Source organism: Micromonospora carbonacea, from assembly GCF_014205165.1.
GTDB classification, from domain to species: Bacteria; Actinomycetota; Actinomycetes; order Mycobacteriales; family Micromonosporaceae; genus Micromonospora; species Micromonospora carbonacea.
The window spans coordinates 3,392,501-3,406,289 of record NZ_JACHMZ010000001.1; the positions used below are offsets into that span (position 1 = coordinate 3,392,501).

The following is a 13,789-nucleotide window of genomic DNA, read 5'->3' on the forward strand; positions in this document are numbered from 1 at the left end:
CCGGGGCAGAACATTACCCTGTCCTCTCGCGCCCGCCACATCGGCCCCCCTCCCCCGCCGGGAAAGGCCTTCGACCTGCCCGAATGCCTACCTCAGACGTTGTCGCGCCACCACGGCGTCTCGACGAAGCCCCGCCGGATGGTGAGCAGCACCATGCTGGCCGTCCAGCCCTGCACCCCGTCGAGGCGGCCGAGCGTCCGGGTGGTGAACGCGTGCACGTCGTCGGTGGTGGGCAGGATGACCTCGCAGAACAGCGCGTTGCGGTTGAGGGTGGCCGCGACGTACCGGACGCCCCGGTGGGTGCCCAGCTCGTGCGCGAGGGTGTCGAGGCGGGCCGGGTCGACGGTGATGTTGAAGATGATCTCGGACTCGAAGCCGAGCGCCGGCGCGGAGACCAGCGTGACCACGCTGATGCAGCCCCGGCGCTGGAGCACCTCGAACCGGCGGCGCACGGTGCTCTCGTCGACGCCGAGGGCCTTGGCGACCGCGCGGAAGCTGGCCCGGCCGTCCTCCTGCATGAAGTCGATGATCTTCTCGTCGGCGGCGTCGAAGTGCCCCGGCGCGCACTGGTGCACCTCGACCACGGTGTCGGGCGTGCCCGGCACGACCAGTTGCTGGCCCCAGTCGTGGGAGACCTTGTAGACGTGCAGGGTCAGGTCGGTGTCGCAGCGCTGCACGCCCTCGATCGCCTGGATCTCCTCGACGATCCGGGCGTGCAGCGAGTCGCCCCGCCGCAGGCTCAGCTCGGCGATGATGTCCGCCGGGCCGGTGACCAGGGCCAGGAAGCGCAGGTCGGCCCGGTCGGCGAGCCGGGCCAGCACCCGCTTCTGGGTGCCCGGCTCGCAGGTGATGCGCAGCACGAACAGGTCCGCCGCGCCCGGGTACTCGACGTCGGGCATCACCGCGACCCGGACGATGCCGTCCCGGAGCAGCTGCTGGCCCCGGCGCGCCACGGTGGTCACCGACGTCTGGCACCGCTCGGCGATCTCGGTCCAGGTGGCCCGCCCGTCGGCCTGCAACGCCAGGATGATCCGCCGGTCCAGCTCGTCCAGGTGCTCAGGACCGCTGCTCATCCGCCCCCACCTCGCGTAGGAAGGCGCGTACCGTCTCGCGCCACAGCTCGGCCTCCTCCACCTGCGGGGAGTGGCCCGACTTCTCGAACACCACCAGCCGTGCGTCGGGGATCAGGTCGACGATGGTCTGGCTGCTGGCCACCGGGGTGATCCAGTCGTCGCGGCCGACGGTCACCAGCGTCGGGCAGGTGATCCGGTGCAGGTCGGCCTTGATGTCGTACGCGGGCTGGTTCACCGCGAACGCGTGGTTGTGCGTCTCGTAGCGGTAGAACGTGGCCGCGACCTTGGCCTCGACGGCCGCCGGATCGTAGACGTGGTCGTAGAGCGGCAGGATCTCCCGCCAGCAGTCCCGCAGGTCGTCATCGTCGCGCACCCGTCCGGTGTTGATGCGGTCCAGCTTGTCGGGGTCGATCTTCACACGGGTGGATGCCTCGGCGTTACGCCGGGCGGCCTTCTCGTTCTCGTGGTCGGCGGAGGTGTCGCGCAGCACGAGGGCGGTGAGCCGTTCCGGGTGGCGGATCGCGTACTCCATGGCGATGAAGCCGCCGTAGGAGCCGCCGGCCAGGACGAACCGCTCCGCGCCGGCCCACCGCCGCAGCGCGTCGACGTCGGCGACCCACTGCTCGTGGCTGAACGGCGGCCGGCCCTCGCTGACGCCGCTGCCGCGGGCGTCGAAGACCAGGACGCGGAACGTGTCGGCGAACGGCCGGAACGTGGCGCGGGGCTCGGCGCGGGAGCCCAGGCCGGGCGCGCCGTGGTGGGCGATGAGCAGCGGAGCGTCCTCGGCGCCGAAGACCTCCACCTCCAGTTCGTTTCCGTTGATCGGCAGTCGCACGGTGGGCACTCCTCGGGGACGGGACGACGGTTCAGGGGACGGGGATGACGACGTCGTCGAGGGAACGGGGGTAGCTGGTGAAGGGGCGGGCCCCGGATTCGGTGATCAGCATCGAGTCGGAGATGCGGTAGCCGGCGTGGCCGGGCACGTAGATGCCGGGCTCGTTGGAGACGACCATGCCCTCCTCCAGGACGGTCGGGTCGCCGTCGGCCAGCCAGGGCGGCTCGTGCATGCCGAGGCCGATGCCGTGGCCCTGCCGGTGGCGCAGGAACCCGGCCAGGCCGGCGGCGCGGATCACGTCGAGGCAGTGCCGGTTGGCGTCGGCGCAGACCACTCCCGGGCCGAGGAACTCGGTGCCGGCCTGCTGCGCGGCGCGCACCGCCTCGTAGTAGCGGCGCTGCGCGGCGCTGGGCTCGCCGAGGAGGAACGTGCGCTCGCCCTCGACGTACCGGCCGCCGACGGCGCAGCCGAGAGAGAGCATGAACGTGTCGCCGGGGCGCAGCCGGTAGCCCGAGGGCAGGCCGTGCGGGTGGGCGCTGTTGGGGCCGGCGTAGACGAGGCCGCCGGCGAGCAGGGGCACCACCACGACGTCGGCGTGGTCGGCGTACATCGTGGTGGTGCCGACCCGGGTGACGTGCGCGGCCAGCTCGGCCTCGCTCGGCAGTTCGCCGCCGGCGGCGAGGGCCTGCTCGACGAGCTCGCGGCCGGCGACCAGCATGAGGTCGGTGATCCGGGCGGCCTCGGCGTGCAGGGCGATCTCCTCGGGCCGCTTGCGCAGCCGGGCCGTGCCGACCACGTCGGCGATCTCCAGCGCGGCGCGGGGCAGGTCCCGGGCGATCTCGGCGACGCGGGCGGCGGCGGTGCTGCCGGGGTGACCGACCCGGCCGGCGACGTCGCGCAGGTGGGTGAACGGCGGGACGCGGCCGGGGAACTCCGGGTAGGACACCAGGTCGGCGGCGGCGTGCTGGGCCTGCGCGTGCTCGCGCTCCAGCTCGGGCAGCAGCAGCCGGGTGGGCCCGTCGACGGGCAGCAGCACGGCCACCGGTCGTTCGCAGGGGTGGTGGAAGAAGCCGGTGAGGTAGGCGACGTCGTCGGGGTGGTCGGTGAGGACGGCGGCCAGGCCGGCACGGTCGGCGGCGGCGCGCACGTCGTCCTGCACCGACCGGTAGAAGTCCACGGGGAGCCGTTGGGTCGACAGCACGTCAGTTCTCCCGGGTGCGTGGGTTGCGGGCGTCGTTGTAGGCGATGGAGATGAGGGTGGCGGAGACGACGAGGGCGAGCATCGCCAGCGAGGGGAACAGGGTGGTCCACCAGGCGCTGGACATCGCGCCGGACTGCTGGGCCTCGTAGAGGATCCGGCCCCACGACCAGCTGTTGGGGTCGCCGAGGCCGAGGAAGGCCAGGCCGGCGGCCGACAGCACGGCCCGGGAGGCGGTGAGCACGACCGACACCACGATGACGGGGGCGACGGCGGGCACCAGGTGCCGGCGGATGATCCACAGCCAGGAGCCGCCGGTGAGCCGGGCGGCGTCGACGTAGGGCAGCCGGACCACGGCCAGGGCCTGGGAGCGGACCACGCGGGCCACCTCCGGCCAGGAGAACAGGGCGATGACCACGACCACCGTGGCGAGGCTGGGCCCGGCCAGGGCGGCGACGAGGATCATCAGGGGCAGGACGGGCAGTGACAGGGCCAGGTCGACGACCGGGCCGACCACGGCGTCGACCCTCGGGAAGTACGCGCCGAGCACCGCGACGAGCACGCCGATGACGATGGCCAGGGCGGAGGAGAGCGCGGCGACGAGCATGCTGATCCGGGTGCCCCAGACGACCTCGGCGAAGATGTCGCGGCCGAGGTTGTCGGTGCCGAACCAGTGCTGCCCGGACGGTGGGGTGAGCACCGCCGGGCCGTAGCCGCCGGGGTAGTCGGCGATGAGCGGGGCGGCGACCGCGACGACGACGAGGGCGGCGAGCACGGCGAGGGAGGCCAGGCCCAGCGGGTTGCGGCGGAACGCGGTCCAGGTGGCGCTCGCGGCGGTCGGCTCGTCGGCGACGACCTGGTCGAGGGCGATGCCGGTGGCGGTCACTGGGTCCTCACCCTCGGGTCGAGCAGGCCGTACGCCAGGTCGGTGAGCACGTTGGCGAGCACGACGGTCGCGGCGAGCAGGACGAACGCGCCCTGCAGGACGGGGTAGTCGAGCTGGGTGACCGCCTCGTAGATGCCCCGGCCGATGCCCGGGTAGGCGAAGACGGTCTCGGTGAGCACCGCGCCGCCCACGAGGAAGCCCAGTTGCAGGCCGACCAGGGTGGTGGTGGGCAGCAGCGCGTTGCGCAGGGCGTGCTTCCACACCACCTTGCGGTGGGGCAGGCCCTTGGCGGTGGCCAGGACGCAGTAGTCCTCGCCGAGGGAGTCGATGAGGGTGGCCCGCAGGGCCAGCACGTAGGAGCCGAGCTGCACCAGGACCAGGCTGGCGCAGGGCAGCACCAGGTGGGCGGCCACGTCGAGGTACCACCGCCCGCCGTAGACGCCGGGGCTGTACGCGCCGCCGATGGGCAGCCACCGCAGTTGGAGGCCGAACAGGAACAGCAGGGCGATCGCGACGCTGGGCACGAAGACCGACTGGCCGACGACGCCGCCGACCTGGACGAGCCGGTCGAGCAGGCCGCTGGGGCGGGTCGCCGCCAGCACCCCGAGGGGGATGCCGACGGCGACCGTCACCAGCAGGGAGGACCCGGTGAGCAGCAGGGTCCACGGGAGGCGTTCCAGCAGCACGTCGGTCACCGGAACGGACTGGGTGATGGAGACCCCGAGGTTGCCCTGGACGAGCTGCCACAGGTACTTGCCGTACTGGACGAGCAGGGGCTCGTCGAGGCCGTACTGGCGCAGCAGGATCGCCTGGGTCTGCGGGGTCATGTTGGGGGTGGCGACGGCGAGCGCCGGGTTGCCGGGCAGCAGCCGCAGCAGCAGGAAGGTGATCGTGGTGGCGAACCAGAGCGTCAGGACCGCCCGTCCGAGCCGCCGCGCGACGAAGCCGACAACCGGTGGCATGTGCTCAGCCGACCTTCCGCGCGTTCGCCAGGGACTGCGGGTCGACCACCGACAGCAGCTCGCTGGGCTTGACCACGAAGCCGTCCCACTTGTCGCTGTGCGCGACGTAGAGGTTCTGCATGTACATGACGTTGTCGTAGACGTTGTCGTGCACGAGGGTGGCGGCCTGCCAGATCAGGTCCTTCTGGGCGGCCTTGTCGGTGGTCGCGGTGGCCTTGGTGATCAGCGCGCTCAGCGCCGGGTCGTCGACCTTGGTGTAGTTGATGGCGCCGTCGGGCAGGAACGTCAGGGCCATGTTGGTGGCTGGGTCGTCCATGATGGCGAAGTTGCCGGCGTAGATGTCGTACTCGCCGGCGGCGGTCTTGGCCAGGTAGGTGTTGCGGTCCATGCCCTGCAGCTCGATGGTGATGCCGGCCTGGGCGGCGTTGTCCTTGACCAGCTGCGCCCACTGCGAGGTGACGGCGTCCTGGAGCGAGTAGATCATCGTGAGCGGGCGCAGGGTGCCGACGCCGGACTCGGTGACCAGCTTGCGGGCCAGCGCCGGGTCGAAGGCGTACTCCTTGAGGTCGGGCTTGACGAAGTCCTTGAGCACCGGCGGGATGGGGCTGGAGCCGGTGGTGACCGCCTGGCCCTGGAGCACGACGGAGCGGATGGCCTCGTAGTCGACGGCGTGGGCGAGGGCCTGCCGCACCTTGAGGTTGTCCAGGGGCTTGCGGGTCATGTTGTACGTCATGTGGGCGTACCCGAGGCCCGGCACCTCCTGGACCTTGACGCCGGGGGTCGACTGGAGGGTCTTGACCTGGGCCGGGGGCAGGGCGTTGGCGATGAGGTCCACGTCGCCGTTGCGCAGGGCGAGGATCTCGGTGTTGACGTCGGGGTAGACCCGGTAGACGACCTTCGCCACGTTGGGGGTGCCGGCGGGGGCCATCGGGTACGGGGTGACCCGTTCCAGGGTGTAGCTCTGGCCCTTGGCGACGGTGGTGAGCTTGAACGGCCCGGCGCTGACCCAGTCGCTGTTGTTGGCGAAGGTGCCCGCGTCGGGGGCCTTCTCGAAGACGTGCTTGGGCACGACGTTCATCCAGAAGCCGACCTCGTCGACGACGGTGGCGTCGGGCCGCTTGAGCTTGAGCTCGACGCGGGTGGCCGTCGGGGCGGAGGCGGACTCGACGTTGGCGAGCTGGCCGTAGACGACGTTGCCGGCGGGCTTCTTCGTCATGATCGTGTTGATGGTGTACGCGACGTCGGCGGCGCTGACGGCGGTGCCGTCGCTCCACTTCATGTCGCCGCGCAGCTCGTAGAAGCCGGTGGTGGGGTCGCTGTAGCCGCGGTCGGCGGCCAGGTACGGCTGCTTGGCGCCGTTGGCGTCGATGGTGAGCAGCCGCGGGTACATCAGGTTGGTGATCCAGCCGTCGGTGCGGCTGTTGCCCAGCAGCGGGTTGAAGTTGACCACGTCGGTGGTGGTGGCGACGGTGAGGGTGGCGTTCTTGTCGCCGCCCTGGCCGGCCGATTCGCTCGGCGCGCTGGGGCTGCAGGCTGCCGTCGCGGCCACCGCGGCGAGCGCGGTGGCGGCGACGAGGGGTAGGCGGAGACGCATCAGACCCAGACCTCCTCGAGGACGCGGATGGTGTTGCCACCGATGACCTTGCGGATCTCGTCGTCGGAGTAGTCGTGGGCCACGAGCCACCCGATGATGTTGTAGAAGCACTCGGCGGGGTTCTCCAGGCCGTCGACGTACTCGACCTTGGGGTACTCGACGCGGCCGTGGGCCTCCTTGGTGGACAGGTTCGCCGCGAAGGCGTCGTGCAGCCCGACGTGGTCGCCGAAGAGGGTGTCGGGGCCGAAGGCCACGTGGTCGATGCCGATGAGGTCGACCGCGTGGACGAAGTGGTCCATGACCGATTCCAGGCTGTGCCGGGGGTGGGCCGGGGACAGGGTGGTGTGCGGGGCGGCCTCCAGGCCGAGCACCCCGCCGCGCTCGGCGCAGGCGGCGATGACCGCGTCGGGCTTCATCCGGTTGGTCGGCCACACCTCGCGGGAGCCGCAGTGGGTGATGAACACCGGCTTGGTGGACTTCTGGATCACGTCCATGGCGGTGCGGTCGCCGGAGTGGGAGATGTCGATGGCCAGGCCGAGCTTGTTCATGCGTTCGACGGCCCGCTCGCCGAAGTAGGTCAGGCCGCCGTCGCCGCGCTCCTTGAGGCCGCCGCCGAGCATGTTGGCCTCGGAGTAGGCGATGCCGATCTGCCGGACGCCGAAGCCGTAGAGCACGTCGAGGCGGTCGACCTCGTTCTCGATCATGGTGGCGGCTTCGAGGGCGAACACGTGCGCGAGCCGGCCGGTCTCGTGGGCGTGGTAGATGTCCTTGAGCGACTCGGCCTTGATCACGTAGTCCTGGTGGGCGATGTCGGCCATCCGCACGCCGAGGTCGAACAGCACGTCGGTGTACTTCCAGCCGGCGTCGCTGGAGATGCAGCAGGTGCCGTCCATGCCGTTGTCGAACACGGCGGTCATGCCGGAGCGGGACAGGCCGAGGTAGCCGGTGGGTTCGCGGCCGGCCCGGATGTGCTCGCGGAGCTGGCCCATGTCCTCGGGGAAGACCTGGACGTGGTCGTGCAGCGAGATGACGATCTCGTCGCGCAGCAGCCGCTGCGTGCGTTCCCGCTGGCTGTCGGAGAGGTCGAGGCCGGCGTAGGCCGGCACCCGGCCGATCTGCTCGGCGTACCGGAACTTCTTGAAGTCCTTGCCGGCCTCCAGGTAGTCGTACGCCGTGTAGCCGGTGTAGCGCTTCGCCTGTTCAAGCATCCGCGTGGGTCCCTTTCAGATTCGCGGCCCGCGAAGAAGGGGCGCGGCCGCCGGGGTCGGCGCCCAGAACCGGCGCGACCGATTAGAGGGTTGCAATGATTCGGCACGGAAGTCAAGATGCAGTTCAGGAACAGGCACGGATGACCGTCACAGCGGGGATTACCGGCACGGGCGTCCGTTATGCGTAGCTGGAGGCCCGCGGTGAATCAGCCAGACGCCCCAACCACCGCCCCACCGGACGGAGGAGGACAGGCCCTGTCGGTACGCGGGCTGTCCGTGACCTTCGCCACCCGGCGCGGCGACGTGCCCGCCGCCGTGGACGTCGACCTCGACGTCGCCGCCGGCGAACTGGTCGCGCTGCTCGGCGAGTCGGGCTCCGGCAAGTCGGTCACCGCGAAGGCGATCATGGGGCTGCACCCGCCGACCGTGCGCGTCGAGGCCGACCGGATCGCGCTCGGCGGCACCGACCTCACCACGCTCACCGAGGCTGGCCGCCGGGCCGTGCGCGGCAACCGGATGAGCATGGTCTTCCAGGACGCCCTGTCCGCCCTGAACCCGGTGCTCAGCATCGGTGACCAGCTCGGCGAGCTGTTCCGCACCCATCGCGGCGCCTCCCGCAAGCAGGCCCGCGCCGCCGCCGTCGACCTGCTCGCCCAGGTCGGCATCCCCGCCCCGGCCCGCCGGGTCGACGAGTATCCGCACCAGTTCTCCGGCGGGATGCGCCAGCGCATCCTCATCGCGATGGCCATCGCCCTGCGCCCCGAGCTGATCATCGCCGACGAGCCGACCACCGCCCTCGACGTCACCGTCCAGGCGCAGATCCTGGAGCTGCTCAACGGGCTGCGCCGGGACCTCGGCGTCGGCATCCTGCTGATCACCCACGACCTCGGCGTCGTCTCCGAGGTCGCCGACCGGGTGGTGGTCATGTACGCCGGGCGGGTCGTGGAGACGGGCGCCACCGCCGAGGTCCTCGGCGCGCCCGCCCACCCGTACACCGACGCCCTGCTGCGCTCCGTGCCCCAGGCCCACCAGCGCGGCGACGACCTGTACGCCATCCCCGGCACCCCGCCCAACCCGGCCCGCAAGCCGCCCGGCTGCGCGTTCCACCCCCGCTGCGACCGGGTCGTCGAGCGGTGCCGCACCGAACGCCCCGCGCTGAGGGTCACCGGCGGCCGCGCCGCCGCCTGCCACCGCACCGAGGAGTTGTCGCATGCCATCACCGGCTGAACCCGTCCTGGTCGCCACGGACCTGCGCAAGACGTTCACCACCGGCCGGGCCGGGCTCGGCCGCACCCGGGTCAGCGCCGTCGACGGGGTGAGCCTGCGGCTGCACGCCGGGGAGTCCCTCGGCATCGTCGGCGAGTCGGGCTGCGGCAAGTCCACCCTGGCCCGGCTGCTGGTCGGCCTCGAACGCCCCGACGCGGGCAGCATCGTGGTGCGGGGCCGCGACATCACCGGCGTGCGGGGGCGGGACCGGCGGCTGCTGCGCCGCCAGGTGCAGATGGTCTTCCAGGACCCGTACACCTCGCTGGACCCGCGCATGTGCGTGCGCGACCTGATCGCCGAGCCCCTCGTGGTGCACGGCCGCGGCGACCGCCGCGCCCGCGCCGACCGGGTCGCCGAGCTGCTCGGCCTCGTCGGGCTGGCGCCGGAGCTGATGCACCGCTATCCGCACCAGTTCTCCGGCGGGCAGCGCCAGCGCATCGGCATCGCCCGCGCCCTCGCCCTGGAGCCGGAGATCCTCGTCTGCGACGAGCCCGTCTCCGCCCTCGACGTCAGCGTCCAGGCGCAGGTGGTCAACCTGCTGCGGGACCTGCAACGCCGGATGGACATCGCCCTGGTGTTCATCGCCCACGACCTGTCCGTGGTGCGGCACGTCGCCGACCGCACGGCGGTCATGTACCTCGGGCGGCTCGCCGAGATCGGCGACACCGAGACCGTCTACACCCGGCCGGCCCACCCGTACACCCAGGCGCTGTTGTCCGCCTCCCCCGTGGTCGACCCCACGGGCCGGCGCGGCGGCAGCCGGCGCATCGTGCTCGCCGGCGACCCGCCCAGCCCGTCCGACCCGCCGCCTGGCTGCCGGTTCCACACCCGCTGCCGGCTGGCCCGCGAGCAGTGCGGGCAGGTGCAGCCCGTGCTCGGCCCGACGCCGGGCGACGCCGACCGCGAGGTCGCCTGCCACCTCTCGGACCTGGCGCTGCGGGAGGGCGCGGGCGGCGTGCCGGTCCGGGCCTGACGCCCTCGCGCCATGCTGGGAGTCGGCGGGTGGATCGGGTCAGCGGTCGTCCGCGGCACGGGCTAGCGTGACGCCGTGGCCGACACGGGGGTGTACCGGGAGTGGGGCGAGGCGGCCTGGACGTGGGTGCTCGGGCAGATCCGGGACGACGACGGGCCGTGGCTTCCCGTGTCGGTGCCTGATGACGGGTCGCCGGCCGGGCCCGCCGATGACCGGGACTCGCTGTACGCGGGGATCGCCGGACTCGCCCCGGTACTGGCGGAGATCGGGCAGCACCGCCCGCTGACGGACGTGGAGCGATCCCTCGCGGCCGGCGTCACGGACCGGCTGTCGACCATGGCGGCCGTCCGCGTCGAGCCGTCGTTCTGCGACGGACTGGCCGGGGACGTGGTGGCGCTGCGGCTGCTCGCCCCGGGACGGGAACGGATCGCGCTGGAGCGGCTCGCCGAACTGCGTACCCCAGCGGGGTGGGACACGACCCTGACGGTCGGGGCGGGACACGACGGTCCGCTCACCGACCTGATCATGGGCACGGCCGGGGTGGTGCTGGCTGCCGCCTGGGCGGGCGGCGACCTCGCCGACGGGATCATGTCCGCCGGCGGGGAGGCGCTGCTACGGGCAGCCGAACCGGCCGGCGGCGGACTGGCCTGGCGCATCCGCCCGGGCCACCCGTCGAGCACGCCGAACTACTCGCACGGCACGGCCGGTGTGGCCACGGCACTGGCGGTCGCCGGGCGGGCACTCGGCCGGGGCGACTTCCTCGACGCCGCCCGCCGAGGCGCCGGGCACCTGCTCGCCGTGGGCTCCCTCGACGATGACGGGTTCGTCGTGCCGCACACCCTGCCGTTCTCGCGACGGGACGTCGAACCGGTCACGTACGGCTGGTGCCATGGTCCGACCGGGACCTCGTACCTGTTCGCCGCCCTGGCCCACACCGGGGTGGCGCAGGTCGGCGGCGTCGGGACGGGTGAGCTGCGACGGCGCTGCCTGCACGCCGTGCTCGCCGCCGGCGTTCCGCGCCGGCTGCGCCCCGGCTTCTGGGACAACGACGGCCGCTGCTGCGGCACCGCCGGGGTCGGCGACGCGCTGCTGGACGTCGCACAGGACCAGCCGGCCGTGCGGGGGCCGTTGCGCGACGCCGCCTGCATGATGGGCGACGCGCTCGTCGAGCGGGCGATCCGCGACGACGACGGGGCCCGCTGGCGGTTCGTGGAGCACCGCCAGGACCCGCCGCTGCTGCCACCCGGGACGGGATGGATGCAGGGCGCCGCGGGCATCGCCGCCTTCCTGCTGCGGCTGGCCCGGGTGACCGGGGACGGGTTCGACGCTCCGGTCGTCGACCGGCCCGATCAGTGGTGGGCCGTTCCGGGTCGGCTGCGCGCCGCGCCCGGGCCGCTCGGCGTCGCCACGCCGGTCCGGACCGATCTGGACGGGGCCTGACGCCGCGTCCCGGCCCGGCCGGTGCTCACTCGGGCGTGGGCGGGCCCAGCAGGCGGATCTCCTCGATGTCGAGCGCGGCCTGCAACTCGCGCAGCACCGTGTCGTCGATCTCGTTGGCGTTGCGCAGCCGGGTGACCTCGCGCCGCTTGCGGTCCAGGACCGCCAGCCGCAGCCGGCGCTCCAGGTCGCGGGCCGCCTCGGCGGCCTCGCCCTGCTCGGCGGCGCGGATGTCGTCGAGGTGGTCCTGGTAGTCGCTGCGGATCCGGTCGGCGACGTCCCGGTGCACGCCCAGCCGGTCGGCCGCCTCCGGCAGCGCCGCCAGCCCGGCCTCGGTGGCCCGCAGCCGGGCCATCCGCACCTCGTCGGCGCGCTGCTGGTCGCCGACGAGGCCCGCCCAGCGGACCACGAGCGGGAGGGTGGTGCCCTGCACCAGCATGATCATGACGATCACCAGCGCCGTGCAGAAGATGATCAGGTCCCGTTCGTGGACGGGCTCCCCCGCCGGCGTGGACAGCGGCACCGCGAGGGCCGCGGCCAGGGACACCGCGCCGCGGAAGCCGGCCCACCCGGCGGCCGTGCGAATCCGCCAGCCGACCCGCAGGGCCCGCTGCGACTTGCGGCGGTCGACCAGCGGCAACAGGTACGCCGACAGGTGCAGCCAGGCCATCCGGGTCGCCAGCACGGTGCCGGCGACCAGCACCGCGATGAGCAGCGCCTGCCTCGCCGACGTGCTGGTGACCCCGCGCACCGCACGGGGGATCTGCATGCCGAGCAGGACGAACAGGCCCCCGTTGATCAGGAACGTGGTGAGGTCCCAGAAGGCGTAGGCCAGCACCCGGGAGGGCGCCCGGATCACCCGGGGACCGGCGAAGGAGAGCACCAGACCGGCGACCACCACCGCGAGCACCCCGCTGGAGTGCAGTTCCTCGGCGGCCAGGAACGCGACGAACGGCGTGAGCACGCTGAGCGCGCCCTCGCGCAGCGGGTCGTCGAGGCGGCGGCGGATCAGCACGACCACCACCCCGGTCACCAGCCCGGCCGCGACACCGCCGAGGAACGACCCGCCGACGCGTACGACGAGCGGCAGCGCCCCCGGCGGCGCGCTGCCGGTGATCAGGCCGAGCGCGACGGCGAAGAGGACGAGCGCGGTGCCGTCGTTGATCAGGCTCTCCGCGCGCAGGACGGTGAGGAAGCGACGGGGCATCCGCTTGGCCAGGCCGGCGACCGCGGCGGCGTCGGTCGGGGCCAGCACCGCACCGAGCACCCACGCCGCCGGCCCCTCGACGCCGGCCGCCTGGGCGACCAGCGCCACCGTCACCATCGTGACCGCGACCAGACCCACGGCGAGCAGGGCGATGACGGTCAGGTTGGCGCGGATCTCCCGCAGGCTGATGGTGAGGCTCTCCCGGTAGAGGATCGCGGGCAGGAACAGCAGCAGCACCACGTCCGGTTCGAGGACCACGTCCGACAGCGGCGGGGCGAGCGCCAGCAGCGCGCCCATCCCGATGAGCAGGACCGGCGGGGCGACCCGGTAGCGCCCGCCGATGGTGGTGCCGACGAGCACGGTGGCCGCCAGCACCACGATCAGGACGAGCCCCTCCACGTCGACCCCTCCGCGTCGTACGTCCGGTGCGGCCGTACGGCGTCGGAGGCGCCTGCCCGCCCCCACATGGTTCTACGGCGGGCGCGGACAGGAGGGGAAAACGGACCTATCGGGCAGGGTCAGTCGCCGGCCGTGACGGAGCTGGCGGTCATGGCGTTGTCCGTGAGCGCGCCGCCCTGCACGGTGACGGTCTGGCCGCGCTTGATCGCGGTCAGCTTGCTGGCCCGGGTGGTCCGCACGGCCGTGCCGTCGGTGGTGCGGACCGTGACCACGGTGCCGTCTGCGGTCTCGACGTAGAGGGTGTCCCCGTCGACGAGCGTCACCGTGCCGGTGGCGCTGCCCGCGGCCGCGCTCGCAGCGACGCCCGGCTGCCCGCCCGGCCCGGTGCCGCCCTGGCCGCGCCCCGGCCCGGCCGCCCCGCCGGGCAGGCCCCCCGGGAACGCCCCGGCCCGCGCCGAGCCCCCCGCCGGCTCGCCCCACCGCTGCTGCACCTGCACCCCGCCGAGGAAGCCGGCGACGACGAGCACGAGCGCGCCGAGAACCAGCGTGCCCCGGTTCCACCACCGGCGGGGAGCCGCCGCGGCCAGCGCGGCGGTGAGGTCGCCGTCGGGTCCCGCGGCGGCCGGCGACGCGGGGGCGCGGTCGTCGTCCGGCTCCGCCGGGCCGGTCGGGTCCGTGGCGGCGCCGCCGACCCGGGCGAAGACGACGGTGTCGCTGTTGTCCATGTTCGATCCTTGCCTGTCGGGCACGC

Annotated in this window: 12 protein-coding genes; 3 read left to right on the forward strand and 9 right to left on the reverse strand. The window is 73.1% G+C overall.

Annotated features, from left to right (window positions below; all coding sequences use genetic code 11):
* Positions 1 to 92: 92 nt before the first annotated feature.
* Genes HDA31_RS14710 through HDA31_RS14740 form a run of 7 tightly spaced genes read right to left on the reverse strand, consistent with a single transcriptional unit; the run spans position 93 to position 7,756 of the window.
* Positions 93 to 1,073 carry an Lrp/AsnC family transcriptional regulator gene (locus HDA31_RS14710; RefSeq protein ID WP_178064786.1) on the reverse strand — a complete coding sequence of 327 codons (981 nt, stop codon included), beginning with the start codon at positions 1,071 to 1,073 and terminating at the stop codon, positions 93 to 95.
* The gene (locus HDA31_RS14715) at positions 1,057 to 1,908 is read right to left on the reverse strand and encodes an alpha/beta fold hydrolase (RefSeq protein WP_178064785.1); all 852 of its coding nucleotides are present in this window, start codon (positions 1,906 to 1,908) and stop codon (positions 1,057 to 1,059) included. Before HDA31_RS14715 ends, HDA31_RS14710 begins: the two co-directional genes overlap by 17 nt.
* Before the next feature lie 31 nt (positions 1,909 to 1,939).
* Positions 1,940 to 3,109 carry a M24 family metallopeptidase gene (locus HDA31_RS14720; RefSeq protein ID WP_219825060.1) on the reverse strand — a complete coding sequence of 390 codons (1,170 nt, stop codon included), beginning with the start codon at positions 3,107 to 3,109 and terminating at the stop codon, positions 1,940 to 1,942.
* 1 nt (position 3,110) lies between these two features.
* Positions 3,111 to 3,992, reverse strand: coding sequence for an ABC transporter permease (locus HDA31_RS14725; protein ID WP_178064784.1), 882 nt, complete (start codon positions 3,990 to 3,992; stop codon positions 3,111 to 3,113).
* Positions 3,989 to 4,954, reverse strand: coding sequence for an ABC transporter permease (locus HDA31_RS14730; protein WP_178064783.1), 966 nt, complete (start codon positions 4,952 to 4,954; stop codon positions 3,989 to 3,991). The genes HDA31_RS14725 and HDA31_RS14730 overlap by 4 nt, the downstream gene beginning before the upstream one ends.
* Before the next feature lie 4 nt (positions 4,955 to 4,958).
* Positions 4,959 to 6,548, reverse strand: coding sequence for an ABC transporter substrate-binding protein (locus HDA31_RS14735; protein ID WP_178064782.1), 1,590 nt, complete (start codon positions 6,546 to 6,548; stop codon positions 4,959 to 4,961).
* On the reverse strand, positions 6,548 to 7,756 hold the full coding sequence (locus HDA31_RS14740) for a dipeptidase (RefSeq protein WP_074476047.1): 1,209 nt from the start codon (positions 7,754 to 7,756) through the stop codon (positions 6,548 to 6,550). The genes HDA31_RS14735 and HDA31_RS14740 overlap by 1 nt, the downstream gene beginning before the upstream one ends.
* A 180-nt stretch (positions 7,757 to 7,936) precedes the next feature.
* Here HDA31_RS14740 and HDA31_RS14745 point away from each other — a divergent pair, with 180 nt between their 5' ends.
* The 3 genes from HDA31_RS14745 (at position 7,937) to HDA31_RS14755 (ending at position 11,435) form a co-directional block, all read left to right on the forward strand.
* The gene (locus HDA31_RS14745; protein WP_178064781.1) at positions 7,937 to 8,983 is read left to right on the forward strand and encodes an ABC transporter ATP-binding protein; all 1,047 of its coding nucleotides are present in this window, start codon (positions 7,937 to 7,939) and stop codon (positions 8,981 to 8,983) included.
* Entirely contained in the window at positions 8,967 to 9,995 is a 1,029-nt protein-coding gene (locus tag HDA31_RS14750; RefSeq protein WP_178064780.1) for an ABC transporter ATP-binding protein, read from the forward strand. Before HDA31_RS14745 ends, HDA31_RS14750 begins: the two co-directional genes overlap by 17 nt.
* 75 nt (positions 9,996 to 10,070) lie before the next feature.
* Entirely contained in the window at positions 10,071 to 11,435 is a 1,365-nt protein-coding gene (locus HDA31_RS14755) for a lanthionine synthetase LanC family protein (protein WP_178064779.1), read from the forward strand.
* Positions 11,436 to 11,460: 25 nt separating this feature from the next.
* Here the strand turns inward: HDA31_RS14755 and HDA31_RS14760 are convergent, their stop codons facing one another.
* Both HDA31_RS14760 and HDA31_RS14765 read right to left on the reverse strand, forming a co-directional pair.
* Complete coding sequence (locus HDA31_RS14760; RefSeq protein WP_178064778.1) at positions 11,461 to 13,038, reverse strand: Na+/H+ antiporter; 1,578 nt, start codon at positions 13,036 to 13,038, stop codon at positions 11,461 to 11,463.
* Positions 13,039 to 13,157: 119 nt separating this feature from the next.
* Positions 13,158 to 13,763, reverse strand: coding sequence for a hypothetical protein (locus HDA31_RS14765; protein ID WP_178064777.1), 606 nt, complete (start codon positions 13,761 to 13,763; stop codon positions 13,158 to 13,160).
* Positions 13,764 to 13,789: the final 26 nt, after the last annotated feature.